At 64.5% G+C, this 14,688-nt stretch carries 20 protein-coding genes; 9 read left to right on the top strand and 11 right to left on the bottom strand.

Going from position 1 to position 14,688, the window contains the following annotated elements:
• Nucleotides 1-47: 47 nt before the first annotated feature.
• The gene (uvrB, locus tag AC0L3J_RS11680; protein ID WP_473347073.1) at nt 48-3,026 is read left to right on the top strand and encodes an excinuclease ABC subunit UvrB; all 2,979 of its coding nucleotides are present in this window, start codon (nt 48-50) and stop codon (nt 3,024-3,026) included.
• 64 nt (nt 3,027-3,090) lie between these two features.
• Here the strand turns inward: uvrB and AC0L3J_RS11685 are convergent, their stop codons facing one another.
• The 4 genes from AC0L3J_RS11685 to AC0L3J_RS11700 all read right to left on the bottom strand — a co-directional run bounded on the left by AC0L3J_RS11685 (nt 3,091) and on the right by AC0L3J_RS11700 (nt 4,480).
• Entirely contained in the window at nt 3,091-3,456 is a 366-nt protein-coding gene (locus AC0L3J_RS11685) for a hypothetical protein (protein ID WP_473347074.1), read from the bottom strand.
• Between the two features lie 7 nt (nt 3,457-3,463).
• Nucleotides 3,464-3,850 (bottom strand): hypothetical protein, encoded by a 387-nt coding sequence (locus AC0L3J_RS11690; RefSeq protein ID WP_473347075.1) that lies wholly within the window; start codon nt 3,848-3,850, stop codon nt 3,464-3,466.
• A 111-nt stretch (nt 3,851-3,961) separates the two neighbouring features.
• Nucleotides 3,962-4,141, bottom strand: a complete 180-nt coding sequence (locus AC0L3J_RS11695; protein ID WP_473347076.1) for a hypothetical protein — start codon at nt 4,139-4,141, stop codon at nt 3,962-3,964.
• A 96-nt stretch (nt 4,142-4,237) separates the two neighbouring features.
• Complete coding sequence (locus AC0L3J_RS11700) at nt 4,238-4,480, bottom strand: hypothetical protein (RefSeq protein ID WP_027520351.1); 243 nt, start codon at nt 4,478-4,480, stop codon at nt 4,238-4,240.
• 288 nt (nt 4,481-4,768) lie between these two features.
• Here AC0L3J_RS11700 and AC0L3J_RS11705 point away from each other — a divergent pair, with 288 nt between their 5' ends.
• From AC0L3J_RS11705 to AC0L3J_RS11725, 5 genes are all read left to right on the top strand, one after another.
• Entirely contained in the window at nt 4,769-5,221 is a 453-nt protein-coding gene (locus tag AC0L3J_RS11705) for a nuclear transport factor 2 family protein (RefSeq protein ID WP_473288010.1), read from the top strand.
• Nucleotides 5,222-5,438: 217 nt separating this feature from the next.
• On the top strand, nt 5,439-5,879 hold the full coding sequence (locus AC0L3J_RS11710; RefSeq protein ID WP_456767764.1) for a nuclear transport factor 2 family protein: 441 nt from the start codon (nt 5,439-5,441) through the stop codon (nt 5,877-5,879).
• 214 nt (nt 5,880-6,093) lie between these two features.
• Nucleotides 6,094-7,011 carry a hypothetical protein gene (locus AC0L3J_RS11715; protein WP_473288009.1) on the top strand — a complete coding sequence of 306 codons (918 nt, stop codon included), beginning with the start codon at nt 6,094-6,096 and terminating at the stop codon, nt 7,009-7,011.
• A gap of 231 nt (nt 7,012-7,242) precedes the next feature.
• Nucleotides 7,243-7,665 carry a hypothetical protein gene (locus AC0L3J_RS11720; RefSeq protein ID WP_007614810.1) on the top strand — a complete coding sequence of 141 codons (423 nt, stop codon included), beginning with the start codon at nt 7,243-7,245 and terminating at the stop codon, nt 7,663-7,665.
• Nucleotides 7,666-7,949: 284 nt separating this feature from the next.
• Entirely contained in the window at nt 7,950-8,087 is a 138-nt protein-coding gene (locus AC0L3J_RS11725) for a hypothetical protein (protein ID WP_007614812.1), read from the top strand.
• A 41-nt stretch (nt 8,088-8,128) separates the two neighbouring features.
• Here the strand turns inward: AC0L3J_RS11725 and AC0L3J_RS11730 are convergent, their stop codons facing one another.
• The 3 genes from AC0L3J_RS11730 to AC0L3J_RS11740 form a co-directional block, all read right to left on the bottom strand.
• Nucleotides 8,129-8,275 (bottom strand): hypothetical protein, encoded by a 147-nt coding sequence (locus tag AC0L3J_RS11730; protein ID WP_007596790.1) that lies wholly within the window; start codon nt 8,273-8,275, stop codon nt 8,129-8,131.
• Between the two features lie 198 nt (nt 8,276-8,473).
• A complete protein-coding gene (locus AC0L3J_RS11735; protein WP_027520354.1) occupies nt 8,474-8,956 on the bottom strand; it encodes a MaoC family dehydratase in 483 nt (160 codons plus the stop codon).
• Nucleotides 8,956-9,408, bottom strand: a complete 453-nt coding sequence (locus tag AC0L3J_RS11740; protein WP_354208208.1) for a MaoC family dehydratase — start codon at nt 9,406-9,408, stop codon at nt 8,956-8,958. The genes AC0L3J_RS11735 and AC0L3J_RS11740 overlap by 1 nt, the downstream gene beginning before the upstream one ends.
• A gap of 178 nt (nt 9,409-9,586) precedes the next feature.
• Between AC0L3J_RS11740 and AC0L3J_RS11745 the strand changes: the two genes are divergently transcribed.
• Nucleotides 9,587-9,883 carry a DUF4282 domain-containing protein gene (locus AC0L3J_RS11745; protein WP_007596805.1) on the top strand — a complete coding sequence of 99 codons (297 nt, stop codon included), beginning with the start codon at nt 9,587-9,589 and terminating at the stop codon, nt 9,881-9,883.
• A 120-nt stretch (nt 9,884-10,003) separates the two neighbouring features.
• Here the strand turns inward: AC0L3J_RS11745 and ychF are convergent, their stop codons facing one another.
• From ychF to AC0L3J_RS11765, 4 genes are all read right to left on the bottom strand, one after another.
• The gene (gene ychF / locus AC0L3J_RS11750; RefSeq protein ID WP_007614830.1) at nt 10,004-11,101 is read right to left on the bottom strand and encodes a redox-regulated ATPase YchF; all 1,098 of its coding nucleotides are present in this window, start codon (nt 11,099-11,101) and stop codon (nt 10,004-10,006) included.
• 5 nt (nt 11,102-11,106) lie between these two features.
• Nucleotides 11,107-11,712, bottom strand: coding sequence for an aminoacyl-tRNA hydrolase (gene pth / locus AC0L3J_RS11755; RefSeq protein ID WP_456767760.1), 606 nt, complete (start codon nt 11,710-11,712; stop codon nt 11,107-11,109).
• Between the two features lie 58 nt (nt 11,713-11,770).
• The gene (locus AC0L3J_RS11760; protein ID WP_473278600.1) at nt 11,771-12,490 is read right to left on the bottom strand and encodes a 50S ribosomal protein L25/general stress protein Ctc; all 720 of its coding nucleotides are present in this window, start codon (nt 12,488-12,490) and stop codon (nt 11,771-11,773) included.
• A 183-nt stretch (nt 12,491-12,673) separates the two neighbouring features.
• Entirely contained in the window at nt 12,674-12,925 is a 252-nt protein-coding gene (locus AC0L3J_RS11765) for an accessory factor UbiK family protein (protein WP_007596812.1), read from the bottom strand.
• 168 nt (nt 12,926-13,093) lie between these two features.
• On the opposite strand from AC0L3J_RS11765, the gene AC0L3J_RS11770 reads away from it, so the two are divergent.
• Both AC0L3J_RS11770 and lgt read left to right on the top strand, forming a co-directional pair.
• Nucleotides 13,094-13,831: a dienelactone hydrolase family protein gene (locus tag AC0L3J_RS11770; protein ID WP_473347077.1), complete on the top strand. Its 738-nt coding sequence runs from the start codon at nt 13,094-13,096 to the stop codon at nt 13,829-13,831.
• Between the two features lie 8 nt (nt 13,832-13,839).
• On the top strand, nt 13,840-14,685 hold the full coding sequence (gene lgt / locus AC0L3J_RS11775) for a prolipoprotein diacylglyceryl transferase (protein ID WP_473347078.1): 846 nt from the start codon (nt 13,840-13,842) through the stop codon (nt 14,683-14,685).
• Nucleotides 14,686-14,688: the final 3 nt, after the last annotated feature.

The raw sequence follows: 14,688 nt of genomic DNA on the forward strand, positions 1-14,688 counted from the left end.
CGGAGAGACCTCTTTCCTGAGCGACGGACTCGCCCCATATTCGGAGCATGGCGAAGAAACCTGCATCCCCCGAAAAATCCGGCAAATCCCCCAAGACCAAGGCTCCGAACGCGAAGGCGCCAAACTCCAAGGCGTCACGCCCGGACGTGCAGCCGATCGGGCCGGCGCTGGCCGAGTTGCTCAATCCCGCGATCAATCGCGGCGACGCCGGGCTCGGATCGGGCACCGGCTTGCAGCCGCCCCCGGACAATTCGCGCGACCGGCGCTCCGGGGGCGAGGCCGCCGCGCATCGCGCGCGGGCCTCGACGCCGAAGGAGTTTCCGCAGGACAATACGAGGCCGATGCCGCTGCGGCCCAATCCGCAGCCGCCCAGCGCCCGCGACGCGGGCTTTGGCGAGGCGCCGCAGGCCAATTACGGAACCGCGGCCACGATCCCGACGCTCGATCCGGAGCTGGCGCGTCAGCTCGGACTTCCCACGGAAGAGGACGACGCCGAAGCGCTGGCGCGTCCGCCCCGCAGCAAGATGGAGGCGCTCGGCGTCAAGGCGACCGCCGACGCGCTGGAATCGCTGATCCGCGAGGGACGGCCGGAGTTCCGCAAGGACGACGGCTCCACCAGGGTGTGGACCCCGCATCGGCCGCCGCGCCCGGAAAAGTCCGAAGGCGGCGTGCGCTTCGAGATCAAATCGCATTACGAGCCGCGCGGCGACCAGCCGACCGCGATCGCCGAGCTGGTCGAGGGCATCAACCGCAACGACCGCTCGCAGGTGCTGCTCGGCGTCACCGGCTCCGGCAAGACCTACACCATGGCCAAGGTGATCGAGGCCACGCAGCGGCCCGCCATCATCCTGGCGCCGAACAAGACGCTCGCCGCCCAGCTCTATGGCGAGTTCAAGAGCTTCTTCCCCGACAACGCGGTCGAGTATTTCGTCAGCTATTACGACTACTACCAGCCGGAAGCGTATGTCCCTCGCACCGACACCTACATAGAAAAGGACTCCTCGATCAACGAGCAGATCGACCGCATGCGCCACTCGGCGACGCGCGCGCTGCTCGAACGCGACGACGTCATCATCGTCGCCTCGGTGTCCTGCATCTACGGTATCGGCTCGGTCGAAACCTACACCGCGATGACCTTTGCGCTGAAGAAGGGCGAGCGCATCGACCAGCGCCAGCTCATCGCCGACCTCGTCGCCCTGCAATACAAGCGCACCCAGGCCGATTTTACCCGCGGCACATTTCGCGTGCGCGGCGACGTCATCGACATCTTTCCGGCGCACTATGAAGACCGTGCCTGGCGCGTGAACCTGTTCGGCGACACCGTCGAGACCATCGAGGAGTTCGACCCGCTCACCGGCCACAAGCAGGACGAGCTCGAATTCATCAAGATCTACGCCAACTCGCACTATGTGACGCCGCGCCCGACGCTGGTGCAGGCGATCAAGTCGATCAAAGCCGAACTGAAGATGCGGCTCGACCAGCTCCACGATCAGGGCCGCCTGCTGGAAGCACAGCGGCTGGAGCAGCGCACCACCTTCGACCTCGAGATGATGGAGGCGACCGGAAGCTGCGCCGGCATCGAGAACTATTCGCGCTATCTCACCGGACGCCTGCCCGGCGAGCCGCCGCCGACGCTGTTCGAATACGTGCCCGACAACGCGCTGGTGTTCGCCGACGAGAGCCACGTCACCGTGCCCCAGATCGGCGGCATGTTCCGCGGCGACTTCCGCCGCAAGGCGACGCTGGCCGAATATGGTTTCCGCCTGCCCTCCTGCATGGACAACCGCCCGCTGCGCTTCGAGGAATGGGACATGATGCGGCCGCAGACGGTCGCGGTCTCGGCCACGCCCAGCGCCTGGGAGATCAACGAGAGCGGCGGCGTGTTCGTCGAGCAGGTGATCCGTCCGACCGGCCTGATTGATCCTCCGGTCAACATCCGCCCGGCCCGCACCCAGGTCGACGATCTCGTCGGCGAGGTCCGCGCCACCGCCCAGGCCGGCTATCGCTCGCTGATCACGGTGCTGACCAAGCGCATGGCGGAGGACCTCACCGAATATCTGCACGAGCAGGGCATTCGCGTCCGCTACATGCACAGCGATATCGACACCATCGAACGTATCGAGATCATCCGCGATCTGCGCCTCGGCGCCTTCGATGCGCTGGTCGGCATCAATTTGCTGCGCGAAGGCCTCGACATTCCCGAATGCGCGCTGGTCGCGATCCTCGATGCCGACAAGGAAGGCTTCTTGCGCAGCGAGACCTCCCTGATCCAGACCATCGGCCGCGCCGCGCGCAACGTCGACGGCAAGGTGATCCTCTATGCCGACCAGATGACGGGCTCGATGGAGCGCGCCATCGCCGAGACCGACCGTCGCCGCGAGAAGCAGGTCGAGTACAACACGGCGCACGGTATCACGCCGGAGAGCATCAAGAAGTCGATCGGCGACATCATGAACAGCGTCTACGAGCGCGATCATGTGCTGGTCGAGATCGGCGGCCACGACATGACCGACGACGTCATCTCGATCGGCCACAATTTCGAAGCGGTGCTCGGCGATCTTGAAACGAGAATGCGCGAGGCCGCCGCCGATCTGAATTTCGAGGAAGCCGCCCGACTGCGCGACGAGGTCAAGCGCCTGCGCGCCACCGAGCTCGCGGTGGTCGACGATCCCACCGTCAAGCAGCGCACGGTGCAGGGCAAGGCCGGCGCCTATGCGGGCGCGAAGAGATACGGCGATGCCGCCAATTTGCCGGTCAGCGCCATGAAGAAAAAGACCGTGAGCTCCACGCTGAAGGCGAGCGGCGGCAGCAGCGGCTCGAAGGTGCACAAGCCGCATCTCGACGAGATGCACGGCCCGGAGTCGTTGCCGTATCGGGGCGACCGCGCGCTGCCCTCAAAGCCGTTCGGCGGCGAAAGCCGCATCATCCAGCCGACGGATTCCAGGCAGTCGGGCCCGGAGTTCGGCCCATCGCCGCGGTCGAGCGGAGGCGCGCCGGGGCATAGAGGTGGGTGGAAGAAGAGGTAGGGGGCGCAGAGCGCCGGCGCCGCCCATGGTTGTTCATGGCGGCGAGAATGATGAGAACGCGAGCTCACCCCACACCCGCCGCCAGCAGCGACAGCAGCAGCACTGAGGCCGTGAGTTGCATCGACGTCGCCGGCTTGGCGCGCCAGCGGGCGATCTTGTCGGAGAAGGACAGGCTGGCGTCGAAGAACAGCGGTTCGTAGGCGTTCTTTGCAAATTTCGGGAATGTCGATCCCGCCCAGATGGCGAGACAGCTGTAGAAGATCGAGGCCATCGCGATGGTGAGTGCGTGACTGCCACCGCGGTCATGTCCCAGCAGCTTCACCATCAGCGACGCCGCAGCGAAGATCGGGAAACCCTGCAGGATCGTGGTGAGCGCAAAGCCTTCGAGCCAGTTGAGCGGGCCGGATTTCGACGCGGTGATGAAGGGCATGATGCGATCACCCCACGCTCGCCGTCACCACGGCCATCACCGACATCAGTAGCACGATGGTCATCAGTTGCAGCGAGGCGACCGGTTGGGTGCGCCATGCGGTGATCTTCTCAGTGAGCGACAGATGGGCCTCGAAGAATTTTGGTTCGTAAACGGTCTTGAAGAATGTCGGGAAGCTCGGCCCGAAGCTCACCGCGAGCAGCGCATGGGTGAGCGAGGCGATGGCGACGAAGATGGCGACGCCGGGATCGCCGACCAGGTCGTGATTGCCGACCAGCTTGAGCAGGAAGGCGGCGGCGGCGAAGGTCGGAAAGCTCTGCAGCGTCGCGGTCAGCGCGAGGCCTTCGAGCGCGTTGTGCAGGCTGGACTTTCTGACTCTGGCGATGGCGGCCATGGCACGTCTCCCTGATGACATGGGCAGGACGATAGCCACAGGGGAAGGCGCGCGATGTGAGCTGGCTCACGCCCGGCCGAGAGCCCGGGACGTGAGGCAGCCGGGACCGGCTCAAAGCTGGCGAAAGAAAACGAGATAGATGGCGAGGCCGATCGTCGAGAATGAGAGCAAGACGCCGACCCAATTGTACTTGACGCCCGCGGAACGGGAAGCCTTCCCCACGAAAGCGACGACGAAATACAGGAACAGGATTGCGAGGACTAAACCCCACAAGAACTTCCCGACATCCATCGTTCCCTCGCCTGGTTCAACCCCAGCGTTCGCGAATGGAATTTACCATCGAAGCATGCCGGATAGAAGACGGCGGGAGCACAGTTTTCCGTGACTTTACAGCTTGCCCTGCCCGTTCACTTGGCTCTGCTGTTGCCGCTGTCTCTCCTGCTCTTGCTGCTCCTTGGCATGGTGGCGGCCGTAGAGGCAGCCGGCGGCAGCGCCGAGGACGCCATGATGGCCAGCATAGTGGCCGGCGACACCGCCGACGACGGCGCCCTTGATGCAGCCCTTGGCGTTGGCGGCGGAGGTCGCGCCACAGATGAGAAGTACGGCGGCGATGGCGGCGAGGGATTTCATGGATCGATGTCTCCGGATGCGGTGTCGCGACCTCAACGGGCACGGGCCCGTCCCGGTTCCGCGTCCGCTGCCGCGCTCGCGCGCTCGCTTTCCGAGTCGATGCCGCCGAACGCCACGCGAATTCGTGCAGGCGACGGGTCGCTCAACCCTCAATTGCAGCCATGAACCTGGCATTGCGCTTGCGCGTCATATGATCTGCAATATCCCCTGTGGTTTTGCGGATTGCCGGTATCCGAGGCCGCGCGTTAGCTTTGCGCAAGCTCCACACGGCCAATGAGGACGGGCGGAATGACGGTCGAGAAGCTCAATCGCCAGCGCGTGCTGCATCTGCTCGACGCGATCTCGCGCAGCGATCTCGAGGCGGCGCTGTCGTGCTGCACCGACGACGTCGACTTCCTCACCCACGCGCCGATCGACGTGCTGCCCCACATGGGCCCCTGCCACGGCAAGAAGGAGCTCGGCGAATTCTGGCGCACCGTGCAGGAGCGATACGCCGAGATCCGCTACGAGGTGCCGCAGATCGTCGCCGAGGGCGACACGGTCGCGGCCTATCTGCGCGTGTTCTTCCGGAAGCGCAGCAACGACCGCATCATTCAGGTCGACATGGCCATTTTCTACACTTTCCGCCAGGGCCAGGTGGCGCAGATCCGCGAGATCATCGATTCCTACGATTTGGTGCAGCAGGTGCTGGAGCGTGAGATCGGCCCGCTGATCGTGGGCGAGCGGGCGGACGGGGGCTAGCTCTCTCCAAATCGGCCCGGACCGGGAAAATACGGTGTTCTATTGTAAATCTCACACGCCGGGATCAATTGTGCATTGCGAAAACGTGAATTGCGTTTTGGCCGAATTGTCGTATTTTGTTCGTATACAAATGAGTTGAGCGACCCCGCGGCACCTTATCCTGTGCGCTTGGGGTTGTTTTTCGTTTTTTCGCAAGCCAGCTTCAGGACTGCCCAAGATGACAGAGCACAGCCTCTGGCGTTTCTCGCGCGCATTGCACCGTGCGATCAACGACCGGCATTTCGAGGACATCGAGACCCTGATCGACGAGGACGTCGAGTGGGCGCTCTACGGGCCGATCGACATGTTTCCGTTCCTCGGCGCGCGCCAGGGCAAGGACGCCGTGCTCGACGTCATCCGCCAACTCGCCGACAATTTCCAGGTCCGCCGCTTCGACCGCGAGAGCATCATGCTCGGCGTCGATTCCGCCGCCTCGATGCTGCGCTATTCGCTGACCGCGCTGGATTCCAACAAGCCGATCAGCTTGCGGGTAGCGCAGTTCGCCCAGTTCAGGGCGGGCAAGCTCACCAGCATGCGCGTGCTGATCGATACATTCGATCTGGTCGAGCAGGCACTCGGCCGCGCCATTCATCTGCCGAAGATGACCGGCGTCGGCTGAACGGAACACCAACGGGCCCCGCAGTTCGGGACCGATGGCTGATGCTCCCCGCGACGCGTCCTGGCCTCCAGCCCCGCCGGATGCAATCGTGGAGAAGCTCGTCATCGGGCGCGCGCCTTTCGCGCGGCCCGTTGGTTCGCGTTCGATGGAACCGCCACAATTTCGCAACGATGGTTCCGCATCCTCGGCGGGAACTGGGCTGACGGGCAGGACGATGGAATTCGCGACAGGGTTTGGCTGGACCAGGCTGCCGATGCTGGCGGCCGCTTTCATCTTGGGATCGGTGCTGACGGTGTCGGCGCAGATCATTCCGCCCTTCTCCCCCGGCCCGGCCGCAGCGCCCGACGACGAGGCCGAGACGGCGGAAGCCCCCGATGTCAACGACCCCGACGTGCTGAGCGGCATCGACGTCGACAAGCTCGACTGGGGCCAGCTCGCGATCGACGCCGGCACGCTCAACGACATCATCGCCGCCAAGAAGCGCGCGCAGGCCGCCGCCAAGGACGGGCTGAACTGGGCGACGAACTCCAACGCCAACGGCTCCTCGGCGGTGACTGTGAAGCAGTCGGTATCCTCGTTCTGGGACGCCCGCATCGGCGCCGACATGACGGTGACGAGCGAGCCGCGGACGATGTCGGAGCTGCTGGCGCAGAAAGCCACCAATGGCGGCAGCGTGCCTCAGTCGTCCGGCAGCGCCTGGGCGGCCGCGACCGCGCCGGGAGCAGGTGCGATCTGGGACAAGACCGCGGTCGAGGCCCGCGTCGATCCCGGCGCCGAGCAGAGCAAGCTCGGGGCGTCGCTGATCAAGTCGGTGCCGCTGTCGGGCGACACGTCGCTGACGCTGCAGAACGGCTACAGCGTCAACCAGCAGGGCACGACGGCGCTCCCCGGCGTCGGCGGTCACATCACGCGCAACTACGAGACCGACCAATCGGCCAAGGTCACCCTCACCGATACCGGCACCAGCATCACCGCGGGCCAGTCCCTGTCGACCACCGACGACAAATGGCTGCGCAAGGTCGGCGCCGAACAAAAGCTCTTCGACAACGTCACCGTCTCCGGCTCAGTCGGCGAAACCTCGCAAGGGGCGATCAACAAGAGCCTGACGGCGGGTTTCAAGAAGAGCTGGTAGGTCCACTCTCCCCCAAGCGAGGCGAGGGAGTCGAGCACCGACCGGGCCGCGCCTTCACTTTGGCGCGCCCGTTCAGACTCCCGTAACCATACGCCACGGCAAAGCCCCCGAATGGACCGCCCTTGCCGCACCTCGGCCAAGTTGCGGCCAAAATCCGACGCCCTAGTCCAAGGCTGACGTCGTCGTGCGGGGGACACTCGCGCTGCGCTCAACGCGAACAGGGGAATAACGATGAACGCCATGCGTCCGGAAAAGACCGAAGGCACCGAGACCGAGACCATCGACACCAACCTCGCCGCAGTGACGGAAGTCGAAGCCGGCATCCGTGACTTCGTCCGCAACGACATCGCCTATCTGCGCCGTCCGGCAGCGACCGCCACGGACGCGCCGCCGCTTGATCCGAGCGCGGAGGCCACCGTCACCAACGTCAACTCGTTGATCCAGCGCGTCGCCGGCACCTCCCTCGCCGAGATCGAGAATTTGATCTCCGAGCTCGAGAGCCTGCGCGACCTGCTCCACGCCGAAGGCCAGCGCGTCCAGCGCGAGATCTCCGGCTACGCCCAGCTCAGCCAGGCCGCGATGAAGTCGACCCGCATGATCGCCGACAACGTCTCGCAGTGGAAGCGCGCCGCCGACGGCCTGCGCAACAGCTGATCGCTGACATCACGCATCACCAGCCGCCGCGTTCCGAAAGGGGCGCGGCGGTTTTGATTCGCGGGATGTGTGACGGTGCGCACGCGCCCCATGAAAAGTGTCATCGCCCGCGAAAGCGGGTGATCCAGTATTCCAGAGGCAGCGAGGCTAGAACCGAGAATCCCGGCGTACTGGATGCCCCGCTTTCGCGGGGCATGACAGCGGAGGATTTTTGAACTTCCCGCATCCCTCCGGCGACTAACGCCAAGCGCTCTTGCCATCGCGGCCGGGCCTGGGGACATGTCATGGAAAGCATTCGGCCCGACACCACCGACCCGATACCGCTGCGGCCCGCGCCGAACCAGTTCGGCACGATCATGCTGCGTTTTGTCGGATTGCTGGCGGTTGCGATCGCGATATTGGCGTTCGTCTATAGCCGCTGAAGGCGGAGGCCGCGTTGCGGCCCCGCGGAGTTAACGAAGTCTTACCGGGCGGCTTCCACGGTCGAGGCTTCCAGGGTGTAGGCACCATCGGCATAGCCCTTCACCACCATGCCGGCGACCAGCATCACCGCCAGCGTCGCGGTAGCAAAGATGAATCCAACCAGCTTGAGTGCGCCGCGGTCTGCCATGGTCCTCGTCCCCTGTACTCTGCCCAGTTCGTTCAAATAGACAGCGACAGGTTCATAATTGGTTAGCAACTCGATGGTTCCGCGATCTGCTTCGCGGGAAAACCATGTTGCGCAGGCTTATGGCAGCCACCCGGAATCGCGTCCATAGCGCGGGGGCAACACTCGCGCGCTGTTTTTGCCGTTCATCCTGGAACGAATCTAACCGCCGTTCGCACGCATCGGCACGAAAGCACTGGCGGTGATGGCGTAGACGTCCTCGCCGCGCTGGTTGGTGCCGGTGGTGCGCGCGGTCAGGATGCCCCAGCCGGGTCGCGAGGCGGAGCTGCGCTTGTCGATGACGACGTTGACATAGGTGACGATGTCGCCGGCGAGCACCGGCCTGATCCAGCGCAGGTCGCGAAACCCCGGCGACGGACCCCACACCGCGACCTCCTCGCCGCGCGAAGCGGCCTCCCGCGCCAGACGCTGGCCGTCGGCGACAAGCAGGCTCATGCAGGCTGAGCCGACATGCCAGCCCGAGGCCGCGAGCCCGCCAAACAGCGAGTTCTTGCCCTCCTCCTCGTCGAGGTGAAAACGCTGCGGATCGAACTTTGCGGCGAATGTCTTGATCGACTCCGCCGTGAACGTATAGGCGCCGATCTCGCGGCGATGCCCAATCTCGATCTCCTCGAAAAACGGCATCAGACCGCCCCCTCGCGCCGCTTGATCAGGATCGGCGACGTCATCTCGCACAGCGCCTGCCCCGCCGCGTTACGCACGGTGCATTTGAACTTGACGATGCCGAGCTCCGGCCGGCTCTTCGAGGTGCGGGCCTCCACGACGTCGACGTCAAGCATGAGGTCGTCGCCGGGTCTGAGCGGCGACAGCCAGCGCACTTCATCGACGCCGGGAGATCCCAGCGACGCGGCGCGGGTAATGAAACCGTCGGCCATCATCCGCATCATCAGCGAACAGAGATGCCAGCCCGAGCCGGACAGGCCGCGCAGCATGCTTTTGCCGGCGGCCTCCTCGTCGAGGTGCATCGGCTGCGGATCGAACTCGGCGGCAAAGGCCACGATCTCGTCGCGCGTGACATGGCGCGGGCCGAATGTTCCGAACCGGCCGGGCGGGAAATCTTCGAAGGTCAGGGTCATCTTGGGAAAGGTTTGAGGGAATGACAGATTGTGGCCGCACTTTGCGGCAATCTCAACCCGCCGGCCCGCATGGCTCGTGCTACATTCGGCGCACCGGCATTGGTCTTGAGTCGGATCGATGAGGGGCCACGATCCATTTGCAAGGCCCGACAACATCTGAATTGCCCTGGGGAGAGCAATGTTTTCATTCAGCGACCTGTTTCAATGGGACCGCTTTATCACGCCGACGATCATCAAGACCTTCTACTGGCTGGTGATCGCGCTGATCTGCCTGTTCGGCCTCTCCGGCATCTTCTCCGGCCTCGCGATGATGGCGATCAGCCCGTTCGGCGGCTTCCTGATGCTGCTGTCGTCGATCGCGAGCGTCGTCGTCGGGATCGTGTTCTCGCGCATCATCGCGGAACTGATCCTGATCATCTTCCGCATCAACGAGCATCTCGGCGCGATCAGGGATCAGGGCGGCGGGGTACGGTGAGGCAAGCACCGGCGCCGTAGGGTAGGTTAGCCGAAGGCATAACCCACCAACTTCGTTCTGCAAACGAGGAAGCAGGGTGGGTTACGCTGCGCTAACCCACGCTACGAACCTATCCAGAGCTTACGTGTTGAACCTGAAATGCATCACGTCGCCGTCGGCGACGACGTATTCCTTGCCTTCGAGGCGAAGCTTGCCGGCATCGCGGGCGCCGGCTTCGCCGCCGAGCGCGACGTAGTCCTCATACGCGATGGTCTCGGCGCGGATAAAACCCTTTTCGAAATCGGTGTGGATCACACCGGCCGCGCCCGGCGCCTTAGTGCCGCGATAGATGGTCCAGGCGCGCGCTTCCTTCGGGCCCACCGTGAAATAGGTGATGAGGTCGAGCAACGTGTAGCCGGCGCGGATCAGGCGGTCGAGGCCGGCCTCTTCGAGACCCAGCGTCTCCAGGAAGTCGGCGCGTTCGTCACGCGAGATGGTGGCGATCTCGGATTCGATTTTTGCCGAGATGACGACGGCAATGGCGCCCTCCTTGGCAGCCTGGTCCTGCACCGCTTTCGAGAACGAATTGCCAGTCGCGGCCGAGCCTTCCTCGACGTTGCAGACGTAGAGCACGGGCTTGGACGACAGCAGGCCCAGCATCCCGAAGGCGCGCTCCTCCTCCGCCTTGCGCTCGACGAGGCGCGCGGGCTTGCCCTCGCGCAGCAGCACCAGGGTGCGGTTGACGAGGTCGAGCTGCTCCTTGGCGTCCTTGTCGTTGCCCTTGGCCTTCTTGGACAGATTGTCGACGCGCTTTTCGAGGCTGTCGAGATCGGCGAGCATCAGCTCGGTCTCGATGGTCTCGATGTCGGCGAGCGGGGCGATCTTGCCCTCGACATGGGTGATGTCGGAATCCTCGAAGCAGCGCACGACATGCGCGATGGCGTCGACCTCGCGGATGTTGGCGAGGAACTGGTTGCCGAGGCCTTCACCCTTGGACGCGCCACGCACGAGGCCGGCGATATCCACGAAGGTCAGCCGGGTCGGGATGATCTGGCCCGACTTGGCGATCGCTGCGAGCTTATCGAGCCGCGGATCCGGCACCGCGACCTCGCCGACATTCGGCTCGATTGTGCAGAACGGATAGTTCGCCGCCTGCGCCGCGGCCGTCTCGGTCAGCGCGTTGAACAAGGTCGATTTGCCGACATTGGGCAACCCGACGATCCCGCATTTAAATCCCACGAGCGTTATTCCTTGCCGTTGTCGTCCTTGGTCAAAAATCCCTTCGCCTGCATGGCGAGGTGCACCCTGTTGGCGAAGGTCGCGTCAGTGCCTTTGGCAACCAATGCCGCGTGCTCGGCCACCGCGTCGCAGAGCGTCGCCACCCAGTCGTTGTCGGCTTTGGCGAAGTCCGACAGCACATGGCCGTGCACCAATTCCTTGACGCCGGGATGACCGATGCCGAGCCGCACCCGGCGGTAGTCGTTGCCGATATGGGCGGAGATCGAGCGCAGGCCGTTGTGGCCGGCGATGCCGCCGCCGATCTTCACCCGCACCTTGCCCGGCGGCAGTTCGAGTTCGTCATGGAATACGGTGACGTCGCCCGGCGCGATCTTGAAGAAGCTTGCCGCTTCCTGAACGCTGCGGCCGGACTCGTTCATGTAGGTCATCGGCTTGAGCAGGATCACGCGCTCGGTGCCGAGCGTGCCTTCCGAGGTCTCGCCCTGAAACCTGCGGCGCCAAGGCGCGAAACCATGACGTCGCGCGATCTCGTCGACGGCCATGAAGCCGACATTGTGCCGGTTACGTGCGAATTTCGGGCCGGGATTGCCGAGCCCAACAAACAGTCGCATGACGCGGCGCGCCCCTCGCTCGGCGCGCGGTCAGGGACCGCGCGCCAGCTTTGAGAGATTACTTCTTCTTGTCGCCGCCGGCGGGAGCCTTGGCAGCCGGGGCCTTGGCAGCCGCTGCCGGAGCAGCACCCGCAGCAGGAGCGGCAGCACCAGCGGCCGGAGCAGCAGCACCCGCAGCCGGGGCAGCAGCCGCGGCCTTCTGCTCTTCGGCGTAGCCGGACGGCGGCACGATGGTGACGAGGGTCGCGTCCTCGGCGGTCAGCGCCTTCACGCCGGCCGGCAGCTTGATGTCGGAGAGATGCAGCGAGTGGCCGATTTCGAGCGAACCGACGTCGGCCTCGATGAACTGCGGGATGTTCTCCACGCCGCACTCGAGCTCGATCGCATGCGCAACGATGTTCACGGCGCCGCCGCGCTTCACGCCGGGCGAACCTTCAGCCTTCACCACGTGCAAGGGAACACTGATGCGGATGGTGGCGCCTTCGCCGAGCCGCATGAAGTCGACATGGATCGGGAAATCCTTGACCGGATCGAGGTGGTAGTCGCGCGGAATCACGCGGTGCTTGTTGCCTTCGAGGTCGATGTCGACCAGCGTGGTCAGGAACCGGCCGGCGAGGATGCGCGAGCGCAGTTCGCGATCGTCAACCGAGATGGTCAGCGGGGGCTGGTTGTTGCCGTAGATTACTCCGGGCACTCTCCCGGCGCGACGCTCAGCCCGGGCGGCCCCCTTGCCGCTCTTCGGACGTGCGGTCGCCTTCAATTCCTTGACGGTCGCCATAACGTTAAGTCCTTGTTTTTGCAAAAGTTAATGGGCCGCAACGCGGCCCATGGCATACGCCGCAGCAAGCCTCCAGGGGTGCGGGGGCTGCGGACGTGGCGGGCTTTTACCCGGAAGACGCGGAAATGACAAGGAGAATGGGCTACCGGGCGGAACCGGATCGCCCGGATGGACCCTGCGGAGTTAGCCGCCGAGCTTGGCCTCCAGCGCCGCGATGCGCGCCTTCAGAGCCTCGTTCTCCTCACGCGCCAGGCGCGCCATGTCCTTGACCGCCTCGAACTCCTCGCGCTTGACCAGGTCCATGTCGCGCAGGAATTTTTCGGCCTGGGTGCGCATCACCGTGTCGAACTCGCGCTTGACGCCCTGCGCGGCACCAGCGGCGTCGTTCATCAGGCGGCCGATCTCGTCGAAAAACCGGTTGTTGGTCTGGGTCATGTCGGTCTCCTGGCGGCTTTCGATGAACTCTGCGCGACGCGCGGGAAGACAATGGCAATCCGTTTGGGCCGGTTCAAGGGCCGATCGGCGGTATCCTTGTCATGCCCCGGTTTCCTTGCAATCGTATTCAACGTCCCTGCATAAGAAGAATCACAAAAGGCGCTCGAGATGATCGACCAGCAGATCGCGATCCCCACCAAGGACGGTCACACCGCAACCTTCATCAGCCACCCCGAACGCGGCGGGCCGTTTCCGGTCATCCTGTTCTACATGGACGCGCCGGCGATCCGCGAAGAGCTGCGCGACATGGCGCGCAGGCTCGCGACATCGGGCTATTACGTGATGCTGCCGAACCTCTATTACCGCTCCGGCGTGATGGAGCTCGGCGCGCTGCCGGCCGATCCGAACGCCCCGGAACGCAAGCGCATGTTCGCGCTGATGGGATCGCTCACGATCCCCATGATCATGGACGACACGCGGGCGTTGCTCACCTATGCCGAGGGCCAGGCGGCCGCGAACACCAAATTGATCGGCACCGTCGGCTACTGCATGAGCGGCCGCTACGCCGTCAACGCCGCCACGCATTTCCCCGATCGTGTCAAGGCCGCCGCCTCGGTCTACGGCACCCAGCTCGCAACCGACCAGGACGACAGCCCGCATCTCGCGGCAGCCAAGACCAAGGCCGAACTCTACTTCGCCTGCGCCGAGACCGACGTCTACGCACCCGCCGAGATCATCGAGAAGGTGAAGCAGGGCATGAGCGGCGCCAAAGCCGAAGTCGAGATCTATCCCGGCACCCATCACGGCTTCGCCTTCCCCAAGCGTCCGGTCTACGACCGCGCCGCCGCCGAGCGGCATTGGGAGCGTCTGCTGGCGCTCTATCGCCGCAATCTCGTCCAGTCATAGAAGGCGCGATGCCCTTTCTGCTCATCGACTTTCCCGCCTTCAAGCCGATCGCGATCGAGATCGGCCCGTTCGCGATCCGCTGGTATGCGCTGGCCTATATCTGCGGCATCGTGTTCGGCTGGCTCTATGCGCGCTCGCTCCTGAAAAAGGAGCGGCTGTGGGGCGGTCCGGCGCCGATGTCGCTGCTGCAGATCGACGACTTCATCCTGTGGGTCACGCTCGGCATCATCCTCGGCGGCCGCACCGGCTATGTGCTGTTCTACAATCTGCCCTTCTTCATCGACCATCCCGCCGCGATCTTCAGGCTGTGGGAAGGCGGCATGTCCTTCCACGGCGGCTTCCTCGGCTGCGTCGTCGCGGTGATGTGGTTCGCCTATCGCAACCGCATTTCGATCCTGTCGCTCGGCGACATCACCACCGCCGTTGCTCCGGTCGGGCTGCTGCTCGGTCGCATCGCCAATTTCATCAACGGCGAATTGTGGGGCCGCGCCACCGACCCGGAGCTGCCCTGGGCGATGATCTTCCCCAATGATCCCACCCAGCTGCCGCGCCATCCGAGCCAGCTCTACGAAGCCGGCATGGAGGGCATTTTGCTGTTCGCGGTGCTCGCGATCATGATCCGCTTCGGCGCCCTGAAACGGCCCGGCATGATCCTCGGCGCCTTCATCCTGATCTATGGTCTGAGCCGGATCGCCGGAGAGCAATTCCGCGAACCGGACGTCCAGCTCGGCTTCCTCTGGGGCGGATTAACCATGGGCATGCTGTTGTCGATCCCGATGCTTATTGTCGGCCTCATACTTATTGTATTGGCGGTGAGGCGCGGTGCGCCGAAGCCCGCAGGGGCTATTCGTTAATTC

Source organism: Bradyrhizobium sp. Kon37, assembly GCF_055807535.1.

What these genes read in the sequence shown, in the direction of transcription:
- AC0L3J_RS11735 (WP_027520354.1), bottom strand. Translation starts at nt 8,956, where the DNA reads ATGCCGTTTTTCGAGGAGATCGAGATTGGGCATCGCCGCGAGATCGGC.
- AC0L3J_RS11745 (WP_007596805.1), top strand. Translation starts at nt 9,587, where the DNA reads ATGTTTTCATTCAGCGACCTGTTTCAATGGGACCGCTTTATCACGCCG.
- AC0L3J_RS11705 (WP_473288010.1), top strand. Translation starts at nt 4,769, where the DNA reads ATGACGGTCGAGAAGCTCAATCGCCAGCGCGTGCTGCATCTGCTCGAC.
- AC0L3J_RS11695 (WP_473347076.1), bottom strand. Translation starts at nt 4,141, where the DNA reads ATGGATGTCGGGAAGTTCTTGTGGGGTTTAGTCCTCGCAATCCTGTTC.
- AC0L3J_RS11740 (WP_354208208.1), bottom strand. Translation starts at nt 9,408, where the DNA reads ATGACCCTGACCTTCGAAGATTTCCCGCCCGGCCGGTTCGGAACATTC.
- uvrB (WP_473347073.1), top strand. Translation starts at nt 48, where the DNA reads ATGGCGAAGAAACCTGCATCCCCCGAAAAATCCGGCAAATCCCCCAAG.
- AC0L3J_RS11685 (WP_473347074.1), bottom strand. Translation starts at nt 3,456, where the DNA reads ATGCCCTTCATCACCGCGTCGAAATCCGGCCCGCTCAACTGGCTCGAA.
- AC0L3J_RS11700 (WP_027520351.1), bottom strand. Translation starts at nt 4,480, where the DNA reads ATGAAATCCCTCGCCGCCATCGCCGCCGTACTTCTCATCTGTGGCGCG.
- AC0L3J_RS11710 (WP_456767764.1), top strand. Translation starts at nt 5,439, where the DNA reads ATGACAGAGCACAGCCTCTGGCGTTTCTCGCGCGCATTGCACCGTGCG.
- AC0L3J_RS11730 (WP_007596790.1), bottom strand. Translation starts at nt 8,275, where the DNA reads ATGGCAGACCGCGGCGCACTCAAGCTGGTTGGATTCATCTTTGCTACC.
- AC0L3J_RS11770 (WP_473347077.1), top strand. Translation starts at nt 13,094, where the DNA reads ATGATCGACCAGCAGATCGCGATCCCCACCAAGGACGGTCACACCGCA.
- AC0L3J_RS11715 (WP_473288009.1), top strand. Translation starts at nt 6,094, where the DNA reads ATGGAATTCGCGACAGGGTTTGGCTGGACCAGGCTGCCGATGCTGGCG.
- AC0L3J_RS11765 (WP_007596812.1), bottom strand. Translation starts at nt 12,925, where the DNA reads ATGACCCAGACCAACAACCGGTTTTTCGACGAGATCGGCCGCCTGATG.
- AC0L3J_RS11760 (WP_473278600.1), bottom strand. Translation starts at nt 12,490, where the DNA reads ATGGCGACCGTCAAGGAATTGAAGGCGACCGCACGTCCGAAGAGCGGC.
- lgt (WP_473347078.1), top strand. Translation starts at nt 13,840, where the DNA reads ATGCCCTTTCTGCTCATCGACTTTCCCGCCTTCAAGCCGATCGCGATC.
- pth (WP_456767760.1), bottom strand. Translation starts at nt 11,712, where the DNA reads ATGCGACTGTTTGTTGGGCTCGGCAATCCCGGCCCGAAATTCGCACGT.
- AC0L3J_RS11690 (WP_473347075.1), bottom strand. Translation starts at nt 3,850, where the DNA reads ATGGCCGCCATCGCCAGAGTCAGAAAGTCCAGCCTGCACAACGCGCTC.
- AC0L3J_RS11720 (WP_007614810.1), top strand. Translation starts at nt 7,243, where the DNA reads ATGAACGCCATGCGTCCGGAAAAGACCGAAGGCACCGAGACCGAGACC.
- AC0L3J_RS11725 (WP_007614812.1), top strand. Translation starts at nt 7,950, where the DNA reads ATGGAAAGCATTCGGCCCGACACCACCGACCCGATACCGCTGCGGCCC.